This window comes from Pseudoxanthomonas wuyuanensis, assembly GCF_900215535.1.
Classification (GTDB): domain Bacteria; phylum Pseudomonadota; class Gammaproteobacteria; order Xanthomonadales; family Xanthomonadaceae; genus Pseudoxanthomonas_A; species Pseudoxanthomonas_A wuyuanensis.
In genome coordinates, this window is the sequence record NZ_OCND01000006.1 from 25185 (window position 1) to 50181 (window position 24997).

Consider the following 24997-nt stretch of genomic DNA (forward strand, 5'->3'; position numbering starts at 1 on the left):
TCCTGCCTGTCCAGGCGGCGGCCGCAGATTGCAGAATCCAGCTAGCCAGTAGCGCCGGCTTGATGGCGCTGTCCCAGGCTTCGGTCTTTCTCGCAGATGGGAGGACGTCTATGCCTGTAGGAGTGGTGCCGGCATGCCGGTGCCGGTGAGTCGCGATGAAGCTTTACCATTGGCACTTCATCGCGACTCGGCCAGCCATTCGGCTATCCAGAGCCATCGTTCCTACGGAAATCATCGATCTCCGACTTTTTTCGAACGCCGGCAGACTGTCCAGAAACCGGTGGTTATGGCGTTGCCGGACACGACACACCGGAAGCGCCCGCTATGAAGGTCCGGCCCGCCATCGCAAATGGCGGGCGTTCGGCAGCGCGACGCAGTGCATCGCAAGCGCTTGCTTCAAAGTGGCCGATGGCCTGTCGCAACAGCACTACGCCGCGTGTTCGGCAATGCGCCCGCTCATCGTTTCGGCCATGTCGCGCCAGCCCTGCAACTGGTGCAGCACGCCCAGCGAGGACAGGTAGGCTTCGTCGACCGGTTCGTTGCTGGCCAGTGCGCCGGCCACGTGCACGGCGCCGGGGACCCAGAAGCTGCGCAGGCTGGAGCGCTGCGGTTGGCGATGGAAGGCCACCGCTTCAACGATGGGCATCGGCAGGCCCCACAGGCCCAGCAGGTAGGCACCGGCCTCGGTGTGGCCGGGGCGTTCGTCCGGCTCGCCGTTGGCGGCGACCGGCAGGCGTTCGTCGCGCACGCCGGGCAGCAGCAGGCCGATATCGGCCAGCAGCGCGGCGGTGGCGCCGAGTTCGGAGCTGGTATGCGGCAGGATTCTGGCGGCCAGCCGCGAGGCCAGCAACGCGCGCTGCTGGAGCGCGGCGCGGTCCACCGTGGAGCCGGTCTTGATCGAGAACACTTCGCTGGCCAGCACCAGATCGCGCAAGGTCGCAAGACCCAGGCGGGTCACCGCAGCGCGCAGATCGGTGATGGCGCGGCCATTGGAAAAGAACGCCGAGTTGCATAGCTGCAGCACCTTGGCGGCGATGGCCGGGTCGCCGGCGACCAGCCGGGCGATGTCGGCGCTGCTGCCCTCGTCTTCTTCCAGCGCGCGGGTCAGCGCGAAATACAGATGCGGCGGCGACGGCAGGTGTTCGACCCGGCCGATGGCGCGGCGCAGGCGCGGGCTGTCCAGCAGGTCGCGCAGTTCTTCCAGGCTGTGGATGGCTTCCAGCACCGTTTCCGATGCCAGCGGCAGTGGCAGGAAGCGATGGGCCACGCCAATCAGGCGCACGGGCGGCGCGCTGCCCTGCTCGCCGGTTTCCAGCAGGGCGATGCGGATGGTTTCCGGGCGCAGCGTGCGGATCTGTCCCAGCAGCGTGGGCGGCGCCAGGTCCGGCAACGACGGGCCGACAATCACGACATCGATGGCCTCGTTGGCCACCGCGAATATCGCCGCGTTGCCGTCGGCCACCGTTTCCACCTTCCACTCGTCGCCCATGTCGCCGATATAGTCGGCCAGGTCCTCGGGCAGACAGTCGGTATCGCCAACGTACAGGATGCGCAAAGCAGTTCCCCAGAAAAGGATGATCAACCCCGGCGGCGCCGCGCGGATGCGCGGAACGCTCGCCCACACGAAAATCTACCAAGAATGTCGGCCGCACCTGCACGTTCTTGAATGGCGCGATGGGATATTGCGGAACGCTTCACACTCTTTCGTCCCGCGCTGTCGGGTAAACCCCGACAAGCCGGCGCAGCCGTTGCATCAAACGCGCAAGACCGGGACGCGGCGCATCCTTCCGCCAACGAACCACCTGCCTCACCCTGGCAGCCAGGCGAGTCGCGATAAAGCCTTGCCTGAGCCTCTCCGATAACCAGCCGTCTCCAGATTGCGCTTTCCGCCCCCTGCGGCCGTTGCCCGGCTGTGGTCAAATGCGAGCAGCCGAAGGAGAACCGACATGAAGCCTGCCGCCATTGCCATCGTCCTGAGCTGCCTGCTGTCGAGCGCTTGCGACAAGCCGGCCAACGCCCCCATCACGGCGGCGGAAGCCTCCGCCACGGCCGGCGACGGCGCTGCTGCCGCTGTGCCTGCCGGCAATACGGGCCCGGTGGACGAAGCCGGCGCGGCGCAGGTCGACAGGTCCATCGATGAGATCCTGGGCGATCACAGCCGCTACCGGGCCGTCATCGAATCCCTCCAGCAGGCGGTGGCCGCGAACGACAGCGCCGCGGTGGCGGCCCTGGTCGACTATCCCATCGACGTGGAAATCGATGGCCGCAAGACTGCCGTCAACGACGAAGAGGCATTCATCGCCGACTACGACAGGATCATGACGCCTGCCATCGCCAAGGCGATTGCGGATACCCGCTACACCAACGTGCTGGTCAACTGGCAGGGCGTGATGCTGGGCAACGGCGAAGTATGGATCAACGGCATCTGCAAGGGCGCCTCCAACGGCTGCGACGACTTCGACGTCAAGGTCATCACCATCCAGCCGACCATGCGCTGACCGCCGACGGGACGGCTTCAGCCGGGCGGGCATCCAGTTCCGCGCGGACGGACTCGGGCAGTTCGCATTCGCCGCCGTGGTACAGCGGTTGCGGCCAGCCTTTCCCCATCAGCAGGCCGGCGCCATTGGCCAGCACCGAATCCGGATCGGCACCGGGGCACTGCGCCGCCATCAACACCGTCTGCCCTTGCCGGTCGATCCATTGCTGGACGAAGTAGCTGCCTTGCGCAGTCCGGTAGGACTTGCCGACGATGCTCGCCACCGGACTGGCAACGCCATCGAGCTCGCGTTCGCGCGGCAGGTCCAGCAGACTGCCATCGCGGCGGGCGAACAGCACCGCACCGTCGGCGCCGTGCAGGCGCAGGTATTCGTGCTCGCCCAACTGCCCCCGGCTCCACCAGCGGTCCGCTCCCCACGGCTTGACCTGGTAATACCGCGGCGCAAGCGCTTCATTGCCGTCGGCATCCATCAGGCCGTAATAGCCTGCGCGATTGAAGACCAGCCAGCCTTCGCTGGGCGGCTCGGCATGATCGAACGCCGCACCGACGAAGCCGCCCGTGCCGGTGTTGAACAGGCGCATGGTTTCGCCGGTGGCGACCAGCAACAGGCGGCCCCCGGCATCGACTTCGCGGATGTCGCTGTCCGGCGGCAATAGCCAATGCCGGAAATCGGCTGCCACCCAGATCCGTCGTTGTCCCTCCAGGCTTCCGACAAATCCCGGCCCCCGGCTCCTCAGTTCGGTCACCGCAGGGTGGTGGAACAACACCTTGCCGTCGCGATCCACCAGCGACCAGCCCGGCCGCCCGGCTGCGCCGCCCTGCGGATAGCGCACCAGCACATCAGGCCGGCCGTCGACGGCCTGCACATTGTCATGACCCAGCGCAAACACCGGTGCGGCCCGGTCATCGATGATCCGGCCATCATCATCCTGTCCCTGCGCGCGGCTCACCCGCCAGCGGCCCGGGACGATTCGAACCGGGTAGCCGTAACCTTCGGGCAATGGATGGAAGCTGCCGTCGCGCTGCAGCAGGCCCTCGGTCATTACCGGTTCCACCGCTTCTCCACCTGCCTCCACCACGGCCAGTGCGGCCTGCAGATCCGCGAAGCGGAATGCCCGCACCGCCATCGGCCAGTCTTCCTCCAGGCGATCGCTTGCGCCGCTGCGCAGACGCGGGAAATAGCTGCCCGCCAGGTAGCGCAGTGCGCCCTGCGGATTGCCGCGCTCATCCAGCACCGCCCAGGTATTGCCGCCACGCGCCAGCCACCGGCCGTCGTCCATCGCCCGCAAATCGTCCCAGTCGCCTTCCAGGTGCACCCCGCCCTGCTCGTCGCGCAACTGGCAAGGGCGTTCGCGCGCGTAGTCGCAGATCCAGTACAGCAAGCGCTCGCGGAACGGGCCGGACACGCGCATCTCGTCCTCGCCGAGTTGCAGCGCCGGTTTGCCGTGCCAGGCCAGGATCGTTTCCGGCCCGCGCTGCGGCACCCAGACGATGCGCTCGGGATGGATGGTCAGCCGCCACTGCCCGTAGCCCTGCTGCCACGGCATCGCCACTGCACCATTGGCGTCGACCAGGCTGGTGTCGCCGTTGCGGACGACCGGCCACAGCGCGCCGCGGTAATCGCGTTCGCCGGAAGGGTGCTGCGGAAGCGGTTCGTCTTCGACGTCGGCGCCTTGCATGCGCGCCATCTCATTGCCGCGATCGTCAAGCCAGATCTCGGCGCTGGCGTCGTAGTCGCTGGCCAACCAGCGATCCGGCGCCACGCGGCGCAATGGCGTCAACGGCGCGCGGACAAGGCGCCCGTCCGTATCCGCCACGCCCCACCCCGGAAAGCCGGAGGCGTGGAAAAGAAACACCCGCGCTTCGCCGGCGGCCGGTGTGTCGGCAGCTGCAAGCGCCGGGCCGGCGTGCATCAACAGCACGCCCGCCGTCAGCCGCCACCAGCGACCGCTCGTCGGCATCTTGAAGGCCATCGGCTCAGGCTTCGCCGGGCGCCAATTCCCGCAGCTTGCCCTCGTGCAGTTCCAGCACCCGGTCCAGCCGGCGCGCCAGGCGGCGGTCGTGGGTCACCAGCACCAGGCTGGTCTTCTGCGCGCGGTTGAGCTCCAGCATCAGCTCGAACACCGTGGCGGCGGTTTTTTCGTCCAGGTTGCCGGTCGGTTCATCGCCCAGCACGCAGGCCGGCTGGTTGACCAGCGCGCGCGCCACCGCGGCGCGCTGGCGTTCGCCGCCGGACAGTTCGCCCGGCTTGTGCTCGATGCGGTGGCCCAGGCCCACCTGCTCCAGCAGCGCTTTGGCGCGCTGCGCAGCGGCCGGCGCCTCGGCGCCGCCCAGCATCACCGGCATCATCACGTTCTCCAGCGCGGTGAATTCCGGCAGCAGGTGATGGAACTGATAGACGAAACCCAGCGCACGGTTGCGCAACTGCCCGCGGGCGGCATCGGACAGCGCCGACATCTTCTGCCCGGATACAAAGACTTCACCGGCGGTCGGCGTATCCAGCCCGCCCAACAGGTGCAGCAGCGTGCTCTTGCCGGCGCCGGACGCGCCGACGATGGCGACGGTTTCGCCGGCGTGCACGCTCAATTCCAGGCCATCGAACACCGGCGTGCGCAGCTTGCCCTCGGCATAGGTCTTGCCCAGTGCTTCGGCGCGGATCACCTCATCGTGCGGCATCGGCTTCTGCGTCCCCGTTTTCCCGTTTTCAACAGCCGTACGGCTGGTGTTTCCGATTCCCGATTCCCGGCTATTCATAACGCAGCGCCTCCGCCGGCTGGGTACGGGCCGCGCGCCAGGCCGGGTACAACGTGGCCAGGAAACTCATCGCCAGCGCCACCAGCGCGATCATCACCACATCGCTGGACTGCAGGTCGTATGGCAGGCCGGTGATGTAGTAGACGTCCGACGGCAACAAGGTGATGTTGAAGGTCGCCTCGATGACGCCAAGGATGCGTTCCAGATTCATCGTCAGCGCGATGCCGCCGATGACGCCGGCCACGGTGCCGATGATGCCGATCAGCGAGCCCTGCACCATGAACACCTGCATCACCCCGCGCGGGGTCAGGCCCAGCGTGCGCAGGATGGCGATATCGGCCTGCTTGTCGGTGACCAGCATCACCTGCGAGGACACCAGGTTGAAGGCGCCCATGGCGATGATCAGCGACAGCAGGATGCCCATCACCGTCTTTTCCATTTTCAGCGAGTGGTACAGATTGGCGTTTTCGCGGGTCCAGTCGCTGATGCGGTAAGGCCCTTGCAGATTGATGGCCAACTCGCGCGCCACGTTCCAGGCCTGGTCCATGTCGTGCAGCTTCAGGCGCACGCCGGTGACCCCGTCGCCCATCCGCAGCACCCGCTGCAGATCGCTCATGTGCACGATGGCCAGGTTGCGGTCGATGTCGTTGTGGCCGACCGCGAAGATGCCGCTGACGGTGAAGCGCTTGATCCTGGGTGCGGTGCTCATCGCAGAATGCTGAAGCGCCGTGGTAGTCACCAGTACACTGTCGCCGACGCCTACCCGCAACCAGGCAGCCAGTTCCTGCCCCAACAGAATGTCGAACTCGCCGGGCCGCAACGACTCCAGCCGTCCGGTGGTCATCTTGTCCGCCAGTACCGAAACGCTCGATTCGCGCTCCGGCTCAACACCACGCACCAGTGCGCCCTGTGGTTCGGCGTTGCCGCTCAGCATCGCCTGTGAATCGATGTAAGGCGCCGCGCCGGCCACGCGCGGATCCTTCAGCGCCACTTCCACCGCATGCGGCCAGTCGTGCATCGCTTCGCCGGCGCCGCTGACGGTGGCATGCGCGGTCATTTGCAGCAGGCGGTCGCGGATCTCGCGCTGGAAGCCGCTCATCACCGACAGCGTGGTGATCAGCACCGTCACTCCGAGCGCGATGCCCAGGATCGAGGCCAGCGAAATGAAGGAGATGAAACCATTGCGGCGTTTGGCGCGCAGGTAGCGCAGGCCGATGGCGACAGGGATGGGTTTGAACATTGGGACCTGGTTATGGGCATGGCTGGCCCGTCGGGCCCGTGGCTATGGTGCCATCGCCGGCCGCTTGCGCGAAGCGCCGCCGCTGCCGGCGGCCAGACGCAGTTCACGTCGGCGTGCCGGCGGCAGCGTATCGGGCCACCAGCTCAGCCGCTGGCTGCGGCCGGAACCGTCGCACCAGCTCAGGAATGCCAGCGGACCGCGCCATTGCAGGTCCGCGTCCTCCAAGACCCTGCCCTGCAGCGTGGGCGGGCGCTGGTCGCCGGGGAAAACCAGTTCCAGTCTGGGCTGCCCGCGATAGCGCCGGCACCGCCAGATCCCGTAGAACGGCATGCCAACCGCCAGCGGCCAGGCCGCCCAGCGCGGCGTTTCCGAGGCCAGCAGCGAAAACCCGGCCAGCACGGCCAGCAGGACGATGGCCATGGAAAGCCACCACGAAGGCCGCCACTCAAGCCGGCAGCTGACGGATCCGCTGGATAAGCGATGCGAGCGCGACATCGGGACACTGCTCATAGCCCATGAACCAGCGCCAGAGCTTATCGTCCTCGCAGTCCAGCAGCTGTAGGAAAACCCCGCGTTCGGTGTCGGAAGATGCCGCCCATTCGCGGCTGAGGTAGCGCTCGAACAGCTGATCCAGCTCGCGCATGCCGCGCCGGCAGCGCCAGCGGATGCGCTTGAGTTCGGTATCCATGAGATCAAGAGTAACCGGGAAAGTCGCGCCTGCGGCACCGCCAAGCGTACTTCCCCGTCGACGGAACGTACGCTCGGCCATTCACAGGCCGCGTCAGCGGCCGACTTTGCCCATAACCCATCAGGCGCGGCGCGCCATCATCAGTTTCTTGATTTCGGCAATGGCCAGCGCCGGGTTCAGGCCCTTGGGGCAGGTCCGCGCGCAGTTCATGATGGTGTGGCAGCGGTACAGCTTGAACGGATCTTCCAGGTCGTCCAGGCGCGCACCGGTGTCCTCGTCGCGCGAATCGACGATCCAGCGATAGGCCTGCAGCAGGATCGCCGGGCCCAGATAGCGTTCGCCGTTCCACCAGTAGCTGGGGCAGCTGGTCGAGCAGCACGCGCACAGGATGCATTCGTACAGGCCATCAAGCTGTTTGCGGTCTTCCGGCGACTGCAGCCGTTCGCGGTCCGGCGGCGGCGGCGTCTGCGTGCGGATCCACGGCTTGATGGAGGCGTACTGCGCGTAGAAATGGGTCAGGTCCGGCACCAGATCCTTGACCACGTTCATATGCGGCAGCGGGTAGATCGGCACCTCGGCCTTCTTGCAGTCGCTGATGGCGCGGGTGCAGGCCAGCGTGTTGGTGCCGTCGATGTTCATCGCGCAGGAACCGCAGATGCCTTCGCGGCAGGAGCGGCGGAAGGTCAGCGTGGGGTCGATCTCATTTTTTATCTTGATCAACGCATCCAGAACCATCGGGCCGCAGGCATCCAGATCCACCTCGTAGGTGTCGGTGCGGGGGTTCTGATCGTCGTCCGGGCTCCAGCGATAGACCTTGAACGTACGCACGTTCTTCGCGCCTTTCGCGGGGAAATGCTTGCCCTTCTGGATCCGGGAGTTCTTCGGGAGTGCGAATTCGGCCATGGCTTTAAATCCGTGATGCGTGATGAGTGATTAGTGATTCGAAGAAGCGGGTCGCGGCACCTGAGGCGCCTGGCGAATCACCAATCACGAATCACCATTCACGGCTTTAGTAGACGCGCGGCTTCGGCGGCACCACGTCCACGTCCTTGCTCAACGTGTACATGTGCACCGGGCGGTAATCGAAACTGCACCTGCCCTGCTCGTCGACGTTGACCAGCGTGTGCTTGTGCCAGTTGACGTCGTCGCGCTCGGGGAAATCCTCGTGCGCATGCGCGCCGCGGCTCTCGTGGCGCTGTTCGGCCGAATTGATCGTGGCCACCGCGTTGAGCAGCAGATTGTTCAGCTCGTAGGTCTCGATCAGGTCCGAATTCCAGATCAGCGAACGGTCGCTGACTTTGACGTCCTGGAACGAATCGAACACCTGCGCCATCTTCTCGCAGCCTTCCTTCAGCGTCTTGCTGGTGCGGAACACCGCCGCGTCGGACTGCATGGTGCGCTGCATGTTGTCGCGGATGACCGCCGTCGGCGTGTCGCCATTGGCGTTGCGCAGCTTGTCCAGCAGCGACAGCGCCTTGTCGCAGGCATCGCCGGCCAGCGGCTTGTGCGAGGCGCCGCTCTTGATGGTCTCGGCGCAGCGGTTGGCCACCGCGCGGCCGAACACCACCAGGTCCAGCAGCGAGTTGGACCCCAGCCGGTTGGCGCCGTGCACCGACACGCAGGCCGCTTCGCCGATGGCATACAGGCCCGGCACCACCGCGTCGGGGTTGTCGCCGACCTTGCGCACCACTTCGCCGTGGTAGTTGGTCGGAATGCCGCCCATGTTGTAGTGCACGGTGGGAATGACCGGAATCGGCTGCTTGGTCACGTCCACGCCGGCGAAGATGTGCGCGCTTTCGGCGATGCCGGGCAGCTTCTCGTTGATCACTTCCGGGCCCAGGTGGGTCAGGTCGAGCAGGATGTGATCCTTGTGCTCGCCGACGCCGCGGCCTTCGCGGATTTCGATGGTCATCGAGCGGCTGACCACGTCGCGCGAGGCCAGATCCTTGTAGTGCGGCGCGTAGCGCTCCATGAAGCGCTCGCCATTGCTGTTGCGCAGGATGCCGCCTTCGCCGCGCACGCCTTCGGTGATCAGGCAGCCGGCGCCGTAGATGCCGGTGGGGTGGAACTGCACGAACTCCATGTCCTGCATCGGCAGTCCGGCGCGTAACGCCAGCCCGCCGCCGTCGCCGGTGCAGGTATGCGCCGAGGTGGCGCTGAAGTAGGCGCGGCCATAGCCGCCGGTGGCCAGCACCACGCCATGGGCGCGGAACAGGTGCAGCGAGCCTTCGGCCATGTCCAGCGCCAGCACGCCGCGGCAGACGCCTTCTTCGTCGAAGATCAGGTCCAGCGCGAAGTACTCGATCATGAAACGCGCATCGTGCGCCAGCGACTGCTGGTAAAGCGTATGCAGCATGGCGTGGCCGGTGCGGTCGGCGGCCGCGCAGGTGCGTTGCGCCGGCGGGCCTTCGCCGAACCTGGTGGTCATGCCGCCGAACGGACGCTGGTAGATCTTGCCTTCTTCGGTGCGCGAGAACGGAACCCCGTAGTGCTCCAGCTCGATGATGGCCGGAATCGCCTCGCGGCACATGTACTCGATGGCGTCCTGGTCGCCCAGCCAGTCCGAACCCTTGATGGTGTCGTAGAAGTGGTAGCGCCAGTCGTCCTCGCCCATGTTGCCCAGGGCAGCGGAAATGCCGCCCTGCGCGGCGACGGTATGCGAACGGGTCGGGAACACCTTGGTCAGGCAGACGGTCTGCAGGCCCTTGGCGGCCAGGCCGAAGGTCGCGCGCAGGCCGGCGCCGCCGGCGCCCACCACGACCATGTCGTACTTGTGTTCGGTAATCTTGTAGGCAGACATCTGGTTCAGTTCCCTAGCGCGATGCGGGCCACCGCAAAAATACCGACGATCGCGCCAAGCACGGCGACGAACTTCACCGAGACCTGCAACGCCAGGGCCAGCAGCGAGTTGTGGATGTAGTCTTCCAGCACGACCTGCAGGCCGATCTGCGCATGCCAGAACATCGCGACCAGGAAGCCGACCAGCAGCACCGCGTTCCACGGCTTGGACACCGCCTCGGCGGCGGCGGCATAGTCGGCGCCGACCAGGCTCAGCACGAACACCAGAAACCAGATCGCCAGCAGCACAAGCGCGGTGGCGGTCAGCCGCTGCAGCACGAAATGCTCGGTGCCGGTCTTGGCCGCGCCCAGGCCGCGCACATTCTTCAATGGAGTGCGGTACTTGTTCATACGCCACCTCCGGCCAGCACATAAGCCCAGACCAGCACGGTAATGACCAGACTGCCGAACACCGACAGCCAGCTGCTGCGCACGAAGGCGGGAATGCTGAAGCCGTGGCCGAAGTCCTGCACGATGTGGCGGATGCCGTTGCACAGGTGGTAGGCGAAGGCCCAGGTCCAGGCGAACAGGAACAACTGGCCGTACCAGGCCGCGGCGATGCCGCTGAAGCAGGTCCAGGCTTCCGGCCCCATCATCAGGGTCAGCAACCCGGCGGCGATGACCAGCGCGCCGAAAGCCAGGAAGATGCCGGTGATTCGATGCAGGATCGAGGTGGCCATCTGGATCTGCCAGCGGTAGACCTGCAGATGGGGGGAAAGCGGACGTTCTCGGGTCGCCATTCGCTGGGCTCGTTTCTCGGCTGGGCGGTCGTGCGACCGCGTTGGCTCAATGCTGGATCAGAAATCGATGCAGCGTCCGTTTTTTTCCCAATCCCCATAACGCGTCGGCTCGGGACCGACGCGCCCGCCTATTTCGGCTGGCGCCTTTTCCTTCCGCACTGTCGGCACCGGCAAAACCTCGCCATTGGACAACTGTGTTTCGGATCCGGAGTCTGGAATGGAAGGGGTTTGGCCTATCATGTGATTCTCGCAACGCACAAAATTTTAATCCCCGCCCCCTTGGCTGACAACCTTTCCCCTACCCTGGCGCGATTCTTCGCCGTTCCGGACCACGGCATCGTGGCGCTGGACGGGCCGGACGCGACCGCCTTCGCGCATGCCCAGTTCGCCAACGACGTGGCCGCACTGGCCCCCGGGCATTGGCAGTGGAATGCCTGGCTGACCCCGAAAGGCCGGGTAATTGCGGTGTTTGCGCTGGTCAAGGCCTCCGACGACAAGCTGCTTCTGGTGTTGCCTGACCATCCGGCGGAGCTGTTCGCCGAGCAGTTGCGGCGCTTCGTCTTTCGACGAAAGTTGCAGATCGCCGTCCCTGCCGATCTGCGGGTTTCCGCTGCGTTCTCCCCCCCGGCTTTGGCCCGGAATGCGCAAATCGGCGTGTTGGAGGACGGTCTGGAACTGGATTTCGGCGCCGATGGCGGTGGCCGTACGCTGCGGTTGAGCCGGTCGCTGGCCGCCGGCGACGGCGACGGCGACGATGAGGCGCTGGCGCAACGGTGGCAGGCGTTCGATCTGCGCCACGGTTTGCCGCGCCTGCCGTCAGCGCAGCGCGAACAATGGACGCCGCAGCAACTGTCGCTGGACCGGCTGCGCGCCTACAGCGTCAAGAAGGGTTGCTACCCCGGCCAGGAGATCGTTGCCCGCACGCACTTCCTTGGCAAGGCCAAGCGCGGGCTGGCGCTGTTCCGCGCCCGGATGCCGTTGCGGGCGGGTGCCGCCGTCAGCGACGGCGCGCGCGATATCGGCACCATCGTCAGCGCCTCGGCCGATGGAGCGCTTGCCCTGGCGGTGCTGCCGCTGGACCGCGAACCGCTGCCGCTGAGCTGCGGCGGCAGCGGGCTTGACGAAATTCCGTTGCAGGAAGGGTTGGCGCGCTGATCGGCGTCGGCCGTGCGGCCGGCGCTAATGTTGCGCAGCATTGATCCAGGTCATTTCGGCCGATGCGGCACCTGCGCAAACTGTCCTCATCTGCCGCTGCAAGGTGAGGTTCCATGAAACACGATGTCGTCATCGTCGGCGCCGGCCCGGCGGGGCTGTGCCTGGCCAGGGCGCTGGCCGACCAGGCGCTGGACGTGGCCCTGGTCGAGCGCCTGCCGGCGCAGGCGCTGGCCGAGCCGGGCTACGACGGCCGCGAAATCGCGCTGACCCACGCCTCTGTGCGGATCCTGAAGACGCTGGGCGTGTGGGAACATCTGCCGGACGATACGGTGTTCCCGTTGCAGGGCGCACAGGTGATGGACCGGAATACCGCGCCGGTGCTTCGTATCGACAGTGCGCTGGTAGCGCAGGAACAGCTGGGCTGCCTGGTCGCCAACCAGCAGATCCGCAGGGCCGCCTGGCAAGCGGTTTCGCAGGCTCCGGGCATCGCCGTCTACAGCGAAGCGCAGATCGAACGCGTCAGTACCGGTCCCGACGAAGCGGGCGTCGAACTGGCCAACGGAGAACGGCTGCAGTGCCGCCTGCTGGTGGCTGCGGACAGCCGCTTCTCCGAAACCCGGCGCGCGCTCGGCATCCAGGCCGACATGCACGATTTCGGCCGGACCATGCTGGTATGCCGGATGCGCCACGCGCTGCCGCATGGGCGCATTGCCTGGGAGTGGTTCGGGCACGGACAGACGCGGGCGATGCTGCCGTTGCAGGAACACCACGCCTCGATCGTGCTGACGGTGACCGGCGAAGAAGCGCAACGGTTGGCCGGGCTGCCGGCGGAACGTTTCGGCCAGGAAATGCAGGACCGCTTCGAACAGCGGCTGGGCGAAATGTCGCTGGACGGCAGCCGCCACCTGTACCCGCTGGTTGGCGTCTATGCGCGCCGCTTCGTCGGTTGCCGCCTGGCGCTGGTCGGCGATGCCGCGGTGGGCATGCATCCGGTCACCGCGCATGGTTTCAATTTCGGGCTGGCCAGCGTGGAACGGCTGGCCGCGGCCATCGGTACCGCCCAGCGGCAGGGCAAGGACCTGGCCGACCCGGCCCTGCTGGCGCGCTACCAGCGCCAGCACCGGCGGGGCACGCTGCCGCTGTACCTGGCCACCCGGGCGATCGCCGGCCTGTATACCGACGACCGCCCGCCGGCGCACTGGCTGAGGACGCTGGCGCTGCGCGCCGCTTCCCGGGTCACCCCGTTCCGGCGTGCGCTGGCCGAAAAGCTGCTGGACGATGGCCAACCGCAACGGGCGTCATGACACGCCCTGGCGTCCTGGATGGGCATTGACCCAGGCGACGAACCTATCGGCAAAGCCCTGCAGGAACTTCCGCGTGCCCTCGTTGCCGATGTTGCCGTCGTCGTCGAACAGGCCGTCCTTGTTCTGCACGTAGACTTCCGGCTGCCCCATCAGCGCGATGTCCAGATAAAGCAGCACATTGCGCAGATGCTGCTGCGCCATGCCGGTGCCGGTAGCGCCGACCGAGATGCCGATGGCAGCGCCCGGTTTGCCGGCGAAGGAATTGGCGCCCCACGGACGCGAGGCGATATCCACCGCGTTCTTCAGTACGCCCGGAATGGAACGGTTGTACTCCGGGGTGACGAACAGCAGCGCGTCGGCCGCTTCGATCTGCCGCTTCAGCTGCATGCACTCGGCAGGATAGTTCTCGTCGAAATCCTGGTTGTACGGCGGCAGATGATCGATGCGGATGTAATCGAACGAAAACTCCGCCGGCATCAGCTTCTCCACCGCCCTGGCCAGCTTCCGGTTGAAGGATTCCCTGCGCAGGCTGCCGACGAACACCGCGATCTTGAGCTTTGCCATGGAACGGCTCCCGTGGAATGTCCGCACAGACTATGCCGGACACCTGTAAGCGGGATGTCAATTCCGCGCCCGAACCGGCCCGGCGGGAACGGCGGGGACACCGTTCCCTACCCGGTTTTCGCCAGACGCTCCGCCGCCGCCACGATGTCGTCGTCGCCCGGCAATACCAGCAAGGCGGCACCCGCCAGCGGCGTGTAGGTGTCCGCGCCGACCACGCGCTGGAAAGGCCGCGCGCCATGGCCGCCCTCGGCAATGGCGGTGATGATGCCTTCGCCCACGCCCGCCGAATGGCGGCCTTCGTCCACCACCAGGATGCGCTTGGCGGTCTTCGCCTGTTCGACGATGAAGGCTTCGTTGAGCGGCACCAGCCAGCGCAGATCGACCACGCGCACTTCCCAGCCATGCTTCTGTTCGATGCTGCGCGCGGCGCGCAGGCTCATCGGCACGCCGTTGCCGTAGGTGAAAATCACCAGATCCTCGGCCTGCTCGCGGTAGATGCGCCCCTCGCCCAGGGCAATGGCCTGCTCCGGCGCCGGATAGGGGAACAGCCACTGGCCGTCGCCGGCTTCGTACAGATCCTTGGTCATGTACAGGGCAATGGGTTCCAGGAAGACGCCGACGCGGCCATCCACCTTGGCCAGCGCAGCCAGCGTGCGCAGCATCATCGCCGCATCGTCGCCGCGCGACGGACAACCCACTACCAGGCCGGGGATGTCGCGCAGGGCGGCGATCGAATTGTCGTTGTGGAAGTGACCGCCGAAACCGCGCTGGTAACCGAGCCCGGCAATGCGCACCACCATCGGGTTGCGGTACTGGTTGTTGCTGAAGAACTGCAGGCTGGCCGCTTCGCCACGGATCTGATCGCAGGCATTGTGGAAATACGCCAGGTACTGGATTTCCGGCAACGGCAGCATGTCCAGGTTGGCATAGCCCTGGGCCAGCCCCAGGATCATCGTTTCGTCCAGCAGCGTATTGAACACGCGGCTGCCCTTGAACGCCTTGTGCAGGCCCTTGGTGACCGTGTAGACGCCGCCTTTCTGCGCCACGTCCTCGCCGAACAGCAGCGCCTCGGGATACTTGCAGAACAGATCGTGCAGCGCTTGGTTGATCTGGATGGCCAGATGGCGCGGCGGCAGCGCTTCCGGCAGCTTTTCCTCGCTGCCGAACACGGCAATGCGCTTGTCCTGCGGCGCAGCGCGCACGGCCTCGGCCATCACCGCATCCGGCGAGTATGGCGCCAGCGGTGCGACGACATCCTCCAGGCGCGTAATCTTGGGCCGGCGGTCGGCCTCTTCGGCGGCGGCGAAGCAGCGTTTGCGGATGGCCTCGTACCAATCCAGCAGTTCCTGTTTCGACAGCAGTCCCGATTCCAGCGCGATGGCAGCAGAACGCAGCAGCGGATCGGTCGCCTCCACCGCGCACAGTTCCTCGATCGGCCGCCATTCGATTTCGAAATCGGTACCGGCATGGCCCATGATGCGGGTGGTGCGCAGGTGCAGGAAGGTGGGCCGGCGCGTGCGCCGGCAATGCTCCACCGCCGCCTGCACCTGGCCGTAGCCGGCGGCCAGGTCCAGGCCATCGGCGTAGAAATAATCCAGATCCGCGCGGCCGGCGAAATTGCGCTCTATCCAGCCCCCCGGCGTCTTGACCGATATGCCGATGCCGTTGTCCTCGCAGACGAACAGCACCGGTGCCGGCAGTTTCTGGTAGGCGGTCCACGCCGCCGCGTTGAATGCGGTCTGTGCGGTGGCATGGTTGCTGGAGGCGTCGCCGAACGAGCAGATAGCGATGCTGTCTTCGGGAATCGGTGAGGCATGGCCGATACGGCGCGCCTGCTCGATGGCGATGGCGGTGCCCAGCGCCTTGGGCAGATGCGAAGCGATGGTGGAAGTTTGCGGCAGCACCCACAACGGTTTGCTGCCCCAGACCTTGTGGCGGCCGCCGCTGGCCGGATCTTCCGCACTGGCCGCGAACGACAAGGCCGAATCCATGACAGGGTCCATGCCCGGCAGCTTGCGGAAACGTTCGGCCATGAACCCGCCGCTGCGGTAGTGCAGGAAAGCCGGATCCGTATGCCGGGTCAACCGCGCGACCATCGCGTTGCCTTCGTGGCCGGAACTGCCGATGGTGTAGAAGACCTTGTTCTGCACGCGCAGCACGCGCGCCATCAGATCCAGATGCCGCGAGATCAACTGCGATTCCAGCAGTTCGGAGAAACCGCCCGCATCCAGCGCGCTGCCATCCAGGATGGCCTGGCCTGCGGCAGGGCGTGCGCGGCTTGCGCCGCTCCACTCGCCGACGAATTCGATGAAGTTCCGGTCGCAGATTTCGGCGCGGTTGAGGCCCTTCATGCGGGCGGGAATCGGTTTGGAGGTCATGCGGTTTCCGTGGTTGGGGCCTGCGCGCCCGAGGGTTGTCTATCGCGTTGCCGGCGGGCGGGATATCGGGAGGTAGATCCGGACGAGGCAGGTTCAGGACGCGGCCAGACGCTCAGCGGCTTCATCGCTGACCGCAGGCATCGGCACGAATCCCGCAGTGGCGCGCACGCGCGCCAGCCAGTCGGTGATACGCGGAAACCCGCCCAGGTCGAAGCCGCCATCGGCCGCGCAATCGGTATACGCGAACAGCGCGATATCGGCCACGCCATAGCGTTCGCCGGTAAACCAGTGCGCCTTGCGCAAATGCTGCTCCATCACCGCCAGCGCCTGTTCGCCGCGTTCGATCAGCCGGGGCAGCTCGGCGCGGCGCGGCGAATCCAGCGGCGTCCAGCCGCGGATGAAGCGCGCCACCGCGACATAGGGTTCGTGGCTGTACTGCTCGAAGAACAGCCAGCTCAACGCCTGTGCGCGCTGCCAGGCGTCGGCAGGCAGGAATGACGTGTTCTCGGCCAACCAGCACAAAATGGCGTTGGACTCGGTCAATATGTGGCCGTCTTCGCGCTCCAGCATCGGCACCTTGTCGTTGGGGTTTTTGGCCAGATATTCCGGCGTGCGGGTGGCGCCATTGGCGCTGTCGACCTCGATCCAGCGGTACGGGCGGCCAAGCTGCTCCAGCAACAGCCGCACCTTGTGGCAGTTGCCCGATACCGAATAGCCATGGACGGTAAGCGTTTCGATCGGCATGCGCGGGCTCCGGGAATTAAGAAGGGGTTCGATGAAGTGCCGATGGCGTCACATGGCCTGCCGCGCATGCCATTCGGCACGCGACTGCCCCCAGATTTCCACCGGTTTTCCTTGGTGCGGCTCGGGCAGTTCGCCCATGCGCAGCAACCGCGAACCGAGCTTGGCGGCGACCGCCTTGGAGTTGCGATTCTCCGGGGCAATGGTGTGGATGACCTCATCCCAGCCCAGGTGGGCAAACGCCCAGCCGGTGGCCGCGGCGGCGGCCTCGGGCGCATAGCCCCTGCCCCAGTGTTCGCGGGCGATGCTCCAGCCGACCTCGGTGCCCGGCCAGCCTTCCGGCTGCCATGGTCCGACCCGGCCCACCCACTGTCCGCTGGCTTTCTCCAGCACCGAAAAAAACGCGAAACCCTGCAGGTGCCAGGCACCGATCACCGAAGCAAACGATCGCCACGCAATCGGCCTGGCCTGCATACCGCCGATATGGCGCGCCGCTTCCTCATCGGCAATGAACGCCGCCCACGGCTCGAAATCGTCCGCCTGCGGCGGGCGCAGGATCAGCCGTTCGGTTTCCAGTTGCAGATCGAAGATGCTCATTTCGACAATTATCGGAGCGAAAGCGCTATCGACACCAGCGTGCCCAAGACCACCAGCGGAAATACGCTCAACCCGACCACCGCGGCCCCCTTGCGCCTGGATACGCCTGCCACCCCAGCACAGGCCCCGGCCAGAGACACCATCCACCACAACAGCCCGGCCAGTACGAAGGCTATCGCGACCAGTTGCGAGGGTAGCCGACTTATCGTTTCAAATTCCTGTTCATCCAGCCAATCCAGCCTGAATCCCAGCGCTATCATTGCCAACACGATGAACACCAGCAACGGCGCCAGCGCCATACCGTAAGCCAGGCGTATATCCTGATACGGCACTCTATGGCCAAACAGCCTCAGCGCCAGCTTGAGCAGCCCTGCAAACAACGCCCAGCGCAGGCACAAGGCGATGAAGCCTCCCATAAGTGCCCCGAGGGTAAGCAACGAGGGAGTGGCGACCGCGGCGGCGCCGCGCTCCAGCATAAGCTCGGCAACAACGGCCACCGTTCCGATAACGCCACCGGCAGCCATCCCACCTCCTGCCATGCGTCCTGCCACCGTGGCCTTGGGGCGGTACAGCATGCCTGCCACTACCCAGCGACCACGCCGCAACCAAAGCACAGCGAGCAGCAGCAACGCCCCTCCCCATGCAGACAGCGGCCATAGCCAATCGCCCAACTCACCGCTCAAACCGCTCCATTTCGGTACCAGGTCGACGTCGTATTGCAACAACTCCCTTACTTGCAAAAAATCCTTGCGCACACGAGCAAAATCGTCGGCGGGCACCTCATCGGCCAATCTCTTCCATTCTGCAGCGATGACCAGTCGCCCGTCCGCATCCACGGCCACGGTTCGACGAAACTGAAAGTAGGGATTTTCCACAGCGTCCTCGCTGGCCTGAATGCTCCATCCATCGGGGTGCTTGCTGCGTACGGTATGGCGGCCAAAGCGGGGGCCGCCCAACGCCAGCGGCGTACGCCGCGCTTTCTCGGCTAGGCGAGGCGCCCAGTCCAATGCCTGGAACAGCACGATGCCGAACCCAGTGCCGCCCGCGGTGCCATCCCATTGCAGGCGATAGCGCTCACGTACCGATAGCGCCTGCTCGCCATCGCTCAGCTGCGGTTCGCCGTCGGCACGCAGGCCTTCGTAATAGTTCTGCATGTAGCTGAGATAACCCGTACCGACCTTTTCCGCACCATCTCTGGAAAAGTTCTCGCGAATGCGATCGGCGTAACCCTGCAGATAACGCGTATCCACTTCGAACTCGGCATTCAGTGCGTCAGTGCTTCCGGAAAAATCGAGGCGTTGATCGACCTCGACTTGCGGCTGCGCGGGGAACGGCGCCGGAATTTCCACCAGGTCGTCGCTACCAGCGGCGACGGCCAAACCGAAGCCGAAGTCCAGGGGCTCACGACCGGTAAGCGGCCCCCGCTCCCGGTAGCGTGTGGGATCGATCCATATCTCCCCATCGGACAGGTACGCACGCACGACAACATGGTCGAAGGCCAGCGGGCTTGGCATGCGTAGACGTACCGCGCCACGCAGGCCGCTGTGCACCAGCACCGGTTCCGCCGCAATGCCTACCTCATGCAACAATGCGATGAGCAGATGGGCCTTGTCCTTGCAGTCGCCGAAACGGCGTTCGGCGACCAGCTCCGGCAGGTTGGGCGCATGCGAGTTCAACCCCATGTCCAGGCCGGTATAGCGCACCTGGCCTTGAACGAATGCTATGGCGCGCGCCAACGAACCGCCGGGATCCGCGCGGTTCAGCCCGATCCGCTGAACGAGTTCGGCAGCCTGAGCGCGGTCGCGAAAACGGCCAGGGTAAAGCGGCAACGCCCAATCCACCACGTCGCTCCAGTCGCTGGCGGTGGTTGCTTCGATACGACGATGGTCGTCATAGCTAGTGGGGGTGGACTCTTCCTCGTCGATACTAGCCAGCGCATGTCCGCGGGCCTGCCACCACCGTTTTCCATCTTCGATGCCGCTATGGGTCTGGAATCCCTCAAGATCGCCCCGAAAGCGCAACGGCAACTTTTGCGGATAGACGATACGGACTTCGCGCATTCCGAGCGGCACGCCGTAACGTGCATTCCAGTAGTCGTAGTATCCGCCGGCGAACACCGGATTGTAGCCATCAATGGTGTACCGGTACTCGATGCGGTCGTCGAGGCGGATGTCAGGAATGGTGACCGACAGGGAGCGACTGCCATCCAGCAATCCGGATTCCAACCCCGATTCGCGGCGCAAGACCTCGATACGCGACTGTTGACGCCGATCCAGTCGCTGACCATTGCGCCAGACGTCAACCGCATGCAGCGTTACCTGCTGGAACGCCGGCTGGTAATCGATGCTGAACTGACCTGCTGCGGCCAAGCCACGCTCATGTACGACGTCATAGCTAACCTGTCGATGCCAGGCGGGTCGTTTGCCCGTCAAATCCAGCCGATCTGCCACCACCAGGTAACGCAGGCCGTCTGAGGCCACCGCCGGCAGTTCCGTACCCAGAGACGCGAGCGCACTGGACCCAGGTGAATCGTCGGCGAGGCGGTACTCGCTGGCTGCTCCGCGCGGAACGGAGGCAGCGATCAGCATAGCGATCAGCGGCAGCGCTCCCCAGCGCCGCTTCTTCGGGTTGTTGCTCAAGTCGGCCCCCCGTAAGTTAGGCTCAGAACGCGTTGATGCCGGTCAACTCGCGCCCGATCACCAGCTGATGCACGGTTTCCGTGCCTTCGTAGGTGATGACCGATTCCAGGTTCAGCGCATGGCGGATGGCGGCGTGCTCGGTGGTGATGCCGGCGCCGCCAAGCAGGTCGCGGCATTCGCGGGCGATATCGATGGCCATGCGGCAGTTGTTCCACTTGGCCAGCGATACCTGCGCCGGCTGCATGCTGCCGGCATCCTTGAGCCGGCCCAGTTGCAGCGACAGCAACTGCGCCAGGGTGATGCGGCGGGCCATCTCGGCCAGCTTGATCTGCGCGCTCTGGGTGGCCGCCACCGGGCGCTCGAACAGGATGCGTTCCTTGGAATAGTTCAACGCTTCGTCTAGGCAGGCGATGGCCGCGCCTATCGGGCCCCAGGTGATGCCGTAGCGGGCCTGGGTCAGGCAGCCCAGCGGACCTTTCAGGCCTTTGACGTTGGGCAGGCGGTTGCTGTCCGGAACGCGCACATTGTCGAAGAACAGCGAACTGGTCACCGACGCGCGCAGGCTCATCTTGTGCTTGATTTCCTGCGCGCTGAAACCGGCCATGCCCTTCTCCAGCACGAAGCCCTGGATGCCCTCGTCGGTCTGCGCCCAGACGATGGCGATGTCGGCCAGGTTGCCGTTGGTGATCCACATCTTGGAACCGTTGATCACCCAGTCGCCGCCATCGCGCACGGCGCGCGTCTTCATATTGGCCGGATCCGAGCCGCCATGCGGTTCGGTCAGGCCGAAGCAGCCGATGACCTTGCCGGCGGCCATGTCCGGCAGCCAGCGCTGGCGCTGCTCTTCGCTGCCGTAGGCGTAGATGGGGTACATGCACAGCGAGGACTGCACGCTGACGAAGCTGCGGATGCCGGAATCGCCGCGCTCCAGTTCCTGGCAGATCAGACCGTAGCTGACCGCGTTGAGACCGTGTCCGCCGTATTGCTCCGGCAGCGAGGAGCCCAGCAGGCCCAGTTCGGCGATTTCCGCCACCAGTTCCTTCGGAAAGCGGCCTTCGTCGAAGGCCTCGCCGATGATCGGACGTACGCGTTCGTCGGTGAAGCGGGCCACGGTGTCCTGTACGGCACGCTCCTCTTCTGACAGCAGCGAACGGACGTCGAACAGATCGTAAGGGTGCAGGGCCATGTCTCAGAACCGGGTTGCGGGCAATCCGGCATTGTATTCGCGCGCCCTTGCCCGCCGTAACCCCCGCAACCGAAGTCGGTTCCCGGTTCCGGCCATCAAGCTGTCGTGCACAAGCAAAAGGCCGGCATGCGCCGGCCTTATGCTGGGAACGACCCGGTTGCCGATGCTCAGCCCTGTTCGGGGCCCGACATCGCGGCGGTCTGGGTCACCACCTGGCCGTCGATGACCGGCAGGCGGTCGCTGGCCGGCTTTTCGTCCAGGCGAATGGTGTTTTCCTGGCCGTCGAAGCGATAGGTCACGTCGTAGCCGACCACCTTGTCGGTATTGCCCAGGGCGATGCGGGTACCCGGCTTGCCGGCCATGCGCATGGTGCCGGTGCTGCCGTCGGGATTGCGGTAGGTCACGTTGTAGCCGGTCACCCGCGAGGATTCGGACGTCGCGTTCTCGGTACGGCACTGGCGCTCGGTGCGGGTCACCACCCTGCCGCCGACATGGTTCTTGTCGACCTTGTTGCCGATGGCGCCACCAGCCACCGCGCCGGCCACGGTGGCGGCTTTCTTGCCGCTGCCGCTGCCGACCTGGTTGCCGAGCAGGCCACCGATGACCGCACCGGCCACCGTGCCGCCGACGTTGCCATCGCGTTCGGGCAGGCGCTCCTGCACCACCACGTCCTCGCAGACCTCGCGCGGCGTGACGGTGCTGGTGGTCTCACGCACCGGCTCGCTGCCGATGACCGTGGCATAAAGTTTTTCCGTGGAAGTGACCGGATTCACCTTGATCACGTCGGCGTACTGCAAGGTGTTGGTCGGGATCTGGTTGTCCAGCGCCGAATCGTCGCCGATGGCATCCGGGTCCAGAGGCGCCGAGGTTTCGCTCGACGCGGCCAGTTCGGGACTCTTGTTGCCGCTCTTCATGAAAGCGGCGGTGGCCACGCCACCCACCAGCAGCGCGCCAACGGCGACCAGAATCGTAGTGGTATTGCTTTTCATCGCTGCCTCCAATGTCGGGCCGTGCCCGGGTCATATCACGCCATCATTGCAGCACGACGAAGCTGAACCGAGTCCGGATTTCGCCAGCATGAATCTGCCGTAATGTGAACGGCGCCAGGCTTTGCCGCGGCATGTTAGCGTGACGGCATCCGTCCGACCGAGGTAACCGGCCATGGCCAGTCCCATCCTGCTCCCGTTGCTCGAATGGGCCAGAAAGCTGCGCTATCCCACCCTGTTCAAGCTGACCGCCGCGCTGTTCCTGCTCACCCTGTTCTTCCCCGACCCCATCCCGTTGGTGGACGAAGTGCTGCTGGGACTGGGCACCTTGCTGCTGGCCAACTGGAAGAGCCGCAAGGACAAAAGCCCGGCTGTCATCGAGCACCCGCACCGCCAGGGCTGAGCGCGGCGCCGTGCTGATCGACAGCCACTGCCACCTGGATGCGCCAGAATTCGACGCCGACCGCGAGGCCGTGGTCCGGCGCGCACGCGCCGCTGGCGTTGGCCGGCAGGTCCTGCCGGCGGTCGACGCCGCCGGCTGGCCCGGACTGCGCGCGATATGCGCCGGCGAAGAAGGGCTGTTCCCGGCCTACGGGCTGCATCCGATGTTCCTGTCCTCGCACCGGCCGCAGCACCTGCCGCTGCTGCGCGAGTGGATCCAGCGCGAGCGCCCGGTCGCGGTCGGCGAATGCGGCCTGGATTTCTTCGTCGAGGGCCTGGATGCGCAGAGCCAGCACGACTATTTCGAAGGCCAGCTCAAGCTGGCGCATGAATTCGGCCTGCCGGTGATCGTGCATGCCCGGCGCGCCGTCGATGCGGTCATCGCCGCCTGCAAGCGCATCGGCAACCTCCGTGGCGTGGTGCACAGTTTTTCCGGCAGCCCGGAACAGGCGCGCCAGCTGTGGCAGCTGGGTTTCCTGATTGGCCTGGGCGGGCCGGTCACCTACGAACGCGCCAACCGGCTGCGCAAGCTGGCCGCGACGATGCCGCTGGAACATCTGCTGCTGGAAACCGACGCCCCCGACCAGCCCGACGCCGGCATCCGCGGACAGCGCAACGAACCGGCGCGGCTGGCCACCGTCTGCGAAACCATCGCCCGGCTCCGCAATGAGGACCCTGCCGTTATCGCCGCCGCCACGACCGCCAACGCGCAACGCCTGTTCGGCCTCCCCGCGGCGTAGGACGCAGCTTGCTGCGCTGCTGGTAGGTCCCGGCCGAAACCGTCGGGCAAAACCGGCTACGAAGAGCCAGCAGGCACCGCGTGCGCGCGGCAGGGTCAGGGAACCTTCTTTTCCTTCAGCAGCAATTCCAGCGCCCGGCCGACCATCGCAAACGCGAACGCGCCGGTGATATGGGTGGCCGCCCCCAGCCCTACGCCGCAATCGAGCTTCAGCGCCGCGTCGGCACCCAACTGCGGGCGCAGTCCGCAGACGCTGCCGTCGGCCTGCGGGTAGCGGACGTTCTGCAGCGAATACACCGCCTGCACGCCGAAGTAGCGGTCCGGGTTCTTCGGGAAACTGAATTCCGCGCGCAGCTTCTTGCGCACCAGCGCCAGCAGCGCGTCGTGTTCGGTGCGCGACAGATCGCGCAGGCGGATCTGGGTCGGGTCGGTGCGGCCGCCAGCGGAACCGGAAACGATGATGGGCAACTTGCGGCGCCGGCACCAGGCGATCATCTCAACCTTGACCCGGAAGCTGTCGCAGGCGTCCAGCACCAGGTCGAAGCCGCGGTCGAGCAACTGCTCCATGTTGCCTCCGGTCAGGAACATCGGCAGCGCGTCGACCTCGGCCAGCGGATTGATCGCCCGGCAGCGTTCGGCCATCGCTTCGGCCTTGTTGCGCCCGTACTGGCCATCCAGCGCGGGCAGCTGGCGATTGGTGTTGGAGACGCAGATGTCGTCGGCGTCGATCAGGGTCAGGTGACCGACACCCGAGCGCGCCAGCGCCTCCACCACCCATGAACCGACCCCGCCCATGCCGACCACCGCAACCCGGCTGTGCGCATACCGCGACACCGCTCCCTGGCCGTACAGGCGGTCGATGCCGGAAAAACGTTCGCGCAGGGGCGCTTGCAGTGCAGAACTGTCCATCGGCCTATTGTAGGACGTGGCGTTGCGCGCCGGTGGCGTCGTACCATCGCCCGGTCAATCACAAGGAGCCAGCCTGATGGCCAGCAATGCGTCGCGATACCTGTTCCTGTTCCTGCTCGGCCTGCTGGTCGGCGCCATCGCCACGGTGATGGCGGTACGTGCGCTGCAAGCGCGACAGGACCCGTTTCCGCACGCCGTAATGAACGTGATGGGCAAGCACGCCGGCTTGCTGGGGCAGAAAGTCGCGCAGAACCGCTGCGCCGCCACCGACACCGTGCCGCATGCACGGGCGCTGCGCACCATGGCCAACGATCTGGAAACCGCATTCCCCGAACTGGCCGACGATCAGCGCTTCACCACTCATTCCAGCCAGTTCCGCGCCCACCTGGATGCGGCGCTTTCGGCGCCGCCCACCGACTGCGCGGCCGCCGGTGCGCTCAACGAGCAGATCAAGGAAAGCTGCAAGGCTTGCCATCAGGATTTCCGCGGATGAATTGCCGCTGACCCGTTCCCGCCACAACGCTGACGGTGCCGCCAGAATTCTCGCCGTGTTCATTCTGCCGCGTTCACGATGACGGCGAATGGCGGGCCAGCGTGGCAA

General features: G+C 65.8%; 25 protein-coding genes. 6 read left to right on the plus strand and 19 right to left on the minus strand.

Translation table 11 applies throughout. The features are described 5' to 3' along the window. Positions 1-427 precede the first annotated feature (427 nt). On the minus strand, positions 428-1555 hold the full coding sequence (locus CRO39_RS12740; protein ID WP_162125919.1) for an HDOD domain-containing protein: 1128 nt from the start codon (positions 1553-1555) through the stop codon (positions 428-430). 391 nt (positions 1556-1946) lie between these two features. On the opposite strand from CRO39_RS12740, the gene CRO39_RS12745 reads away from it, so the two are divergent. Beyond that, positions 1947-2498 (plus strand): hypothetical protein, encoded by a 552-nt coding sequence (locus tag CRO39_RS12745; protein WP_097122340.1) that lies wholly within the window; start codon positions 1947-1949, stop codon positions 2496-2498. Here the strand turns inward: CRO39_RS12745 and CRO39_RS12750 are convergent. The 10 genes from CRO39_RS12750 to CRO39_RS21295 form a co-directional block, all read right to left on the minus strand. Further along, positions 2473-4470, minus strand: coding sequence for a hypothetical protein (locus CRO39_RS12750; protein ID WP_097122341.1), 1998 nt, complete (start codon positions 4468-4470; stop codon positions 2473-2475). The genes CRO39_RS12745 and CRO39_RS12750 overlap by 26 nt on opposite strands. A 4-nt stretch (positions 4471-4474) precedes the next feature. Beyond that, on the minus strand, positions 4475-5173 hold the full coding sequence (gene lolD, locus CRO39_RS12755) for a lipoprotein-releasing ABC transporter ATP-binding protein LolD (RefSeq protein ID WP_097122342.1): 699 nt from the start codon (positions 5171-5173) through the stop codon (positions 4475-4477). Between the two features lie 70 nt (positions 5174-5243). Then, positions 5244-6491: a lipoprotein-releasing ABC transporter permease subunit gene (locus tag CRO39_RS12760; protein ID WP_097122343.1), complete on the minus strand. Its 1248-nt coding sequence runs from the start codon at positions 6489-6491 to the stop codon at positions 5244-5246. A gap of 42 nt (positions 6492-6533) precedes the next feature. Further along, positions 6534-6911, minus strand: coding sequence for a hypothetical protein (locus tag CRO39_RS12765; RefSeq protein ID WP_238394715.1), 378 nt, complete (start codon positions 6909-6911; stop codon positions 6534-6536). A gap of 25 nt (positions 6912-6936) precedes the next feature. Continuing rightward, positions 6937-7179: an FAD assembly factor SdhE gene (locus CRO39_RS12770; protein ID WP_097122345.1), complete on the minus strand. Its 243-nt coding sequence runs from the start codon at positions 7177-7179 to the stop codon at positions 6937-6939. A 120-nt stretch (positions 7180-7299) separates the two neighbouring features. Continuing rightward, the gene (locus tag CRO39_RS12775; RefSeq protein ID WP_097122346.1) at positions 7300-8082 is read right to left on the minus strand and encodes a succinate dehydrogenase iron-sulfur subunit; all 783 of its coding nucleotides are present in this window, start codon (positions 8080-8082) and stop codon (positions 7300-7302) included. A gap of 106 nt (positions 8083-8188) precedes the next feature. Continuing rightward, positions 8189-9979, minus strand: coding sequence for a succinate dehydrogenase flavoprotein subunit (sdhA, locus tag CRO39_RS12780; RefSeq protein WP_097122347.1), 1791 nt, complete (start codon positions 9977-9979; stop codon positions 8189-8191). Positions 9980-9984: 5 nt separating this feature from the next. Next, positions 9985-10368, minus strand: coding sequence for a succinate dehydrogenase, hydrophobic membrane anchor protein (gene sdhD, locus CRO39_RS12785; RefSeq protein WP_097122348.1), 384 nt, complete (start codon positions 10366-10368; stop codon positions 9985-9987). After that, positions 10365-10757 carry a succinate dehydrogenase, cytochrome b556 subunit gene (gene sdhC, locus CRO39_RS12790; protein ID WP_097122349.1) on the minus strand — a complete coding sequence of 131 codons (393 nt, stop codon included), beginning with the start codon at positions 10755-10757 and terminating at the stop codon, positions 10365-10367. Before sdhC ends, sdhD begins: the two co-directional genes overlap by 4 nt. A gap of 57 nt (positions 10758-10814) precedes the next feature. Further along, on the minus strand, positions 10815-10997 hold the full coding sequence (locus CRO39_RS21295) for a DUF1674 domain-containing protein (protein WP_097122350.1): 183 nt from the start codon (positions 10995-10997) through the stop codon (positions 10815-10817). Between the two features lie 39 nt (positions 10998-11036). Between CRO39_RS21295 and ygfZ the strand changes: the two genes are divergently transcribed. Continuing rightward, positions 11037-11912 carry a CAF17-like 4Fe-4S cluster assembly/insertion protein YgfZ gene (ygfZ, locus tag CRO39_RS12800; protein ID WP_176520204.1) on the plus strand — a complete coding sequence of 292 codons (876 nt, stop codon included), beginning with the start codon at positions 11037-11039 and terminating at the stop codon, positions 11910-11912. A gap of 113 nt (positions 11913-12025) precedes the next feature. Beyond that, positions 12026-13216 (plus strand): 5-demethoxyubiquinol-8 5-hydroxylase UbiM, encoded by a 1191-nt coding sequence (ubiM, locus tag CRO39_RS12805; protein WP_097122351.1) that lies wholly within the window; start codon positions 12026-12028, stop codon positions 13214-13216. Here ubiM and CRO39_RS12810 read toward each other — a convergent pair. The 7 genes from CRO39_RS12810 to CRO39_RS12840 form a co-directional block, all read right to left on the minus strand. Then, a complete protein-coding gene (locus CRO39_RS12810; protein ID WP_097122352.1) occupies positions 13211-13780 on the minus strand; it encodes an NADPH-dependent FMN reductase in 570 nt (189 codons plus the stop codon). The two genes, ubiM and CRO39_RS12810, sit on opposite strands and share 6 nt — an antisense overlap. A 107-nt stretch (positions 13781-13887) precedes the next feature. Further along, positions 13888-16158, minus strand: coding sequence for a thiamine pyrophosphate-dependent enzyme (locus CRO39_RS12815; protein WP_097122353.1), 2271 nt, complete (start codon positions 16156-16158; stop codon positions 13888-13890). A gap of 93 nt (positions 16159-16251) precedes the next feature. Beyond that, positions 16252-16902, minus strand: a complete 651-nt coding sequence (locus CRO39_RS12820; protein ID WP_097122354.1) for a glutathione S-transferase family protein — start codon at positions 16900-16902, stop codon at positions 16252-16254. Between the two features lie 48 nt (positions 16903-16950). Further along, entirely contained in the window at positions 16951-17496 is a 546-nt protein-coding gene (locus tag CRO39_RS12825; protein WP_097122355.1) for a GNAT family N-acetyltransferase, read from the minus strand. Positions 17497-17504: 8 nt separating this feature from the next. After that, entirely contained in the window at positions 17505-20135 is a 2631-nt protein-coding gene (locus tag CRO39_RS12830; RefSeq protein WP_097122356.1) for a DUF3857 domain-containing protein, read from the minus strand. Between the two features lie 22 nt (positions 20136-20157). Continuing rightward, a complete protein-coding gene (locus CRO39_RS12835) occupies positions 20158-21321 on the minus strand; it encodes an acyl-CoA dehydrogenase family protein (RefSeq protein WP_097122357.1) in 1164 nt (387 codons plus the stop codon). Positions 21322-21488: 167 nt separating this feature from the next. Further along, positions 21489-22310 (minus strand): glycine zipper 2TM domain-containing protein, encoded by an 822-nt coding sequence (locus tag CRO39_RS12840; protein WP_097122358.1) that lies wholly within the window; start codon positions 22308-22310, stop codon positions 21489-21491. Between the two features lie 172 nt (positions 22311-22482). Between CRO39_RS12840 and CRO39_RS12845 the strand changes: the two genes are divergently transcribed. Both CRO39_RS12845 and CRO39_RS12850 read left to right on the plus strand, forming a co-directional pair. Then, positions 22483-22710: a DUF6116 family protein gene (locus CRO39_RS12845; protein WP_097122359.1), complete on the plus strand. Its 228-nt coding sequence runs from the start codon at positions 22483-22485 to the stop codon at positions 22708-22710. A 13-nt stretch (positions 22711-22723) separates the two neighbouring features. Beyond that, positions 22724-23488, plus strand: a complete 765-nt coding sequence (locus tag CRO39_RS12850) for a TatD family hydrolase (protein WP_097122575.1) — start codon at positions 22724-22726, stop codon at positions 23486-23488. A 95-nt stretch (positions 23489-23583) separates the two neighbouring features. On the opposite strand, the gene CRO39_RS12855 is transcribed toward CRO39_RS12850, so the two are convergent. Beyond that, positions 23584-24396 (minus strand): tRNA threonylcarbamoyladenosine dehydratase, encoded by an 813-nt coding sequence (locus CRO39_RS12855; protein ID WP_425479699.1) that lies wholly within the window; start codon positions 24394-24396, stop codon positions 23584-23586. 76 nt (positions 24397-24472) lie between these two features. Here CRO39_RS12855 and CRO39_RS12860 point away from each other — a divergent pair, with 76 nt between their 5' ends. Next, a complete protein-coding gene (locus CRO39_RS12860) occupies positions 24473-24889 on the plus strand; it encodes a cytochrome c (RefSeq protein WP_097122360.1) in 417 nt (138 codons plus the stop codon). Positions 24890-24997: the final 108 nt, after the last annotated feature.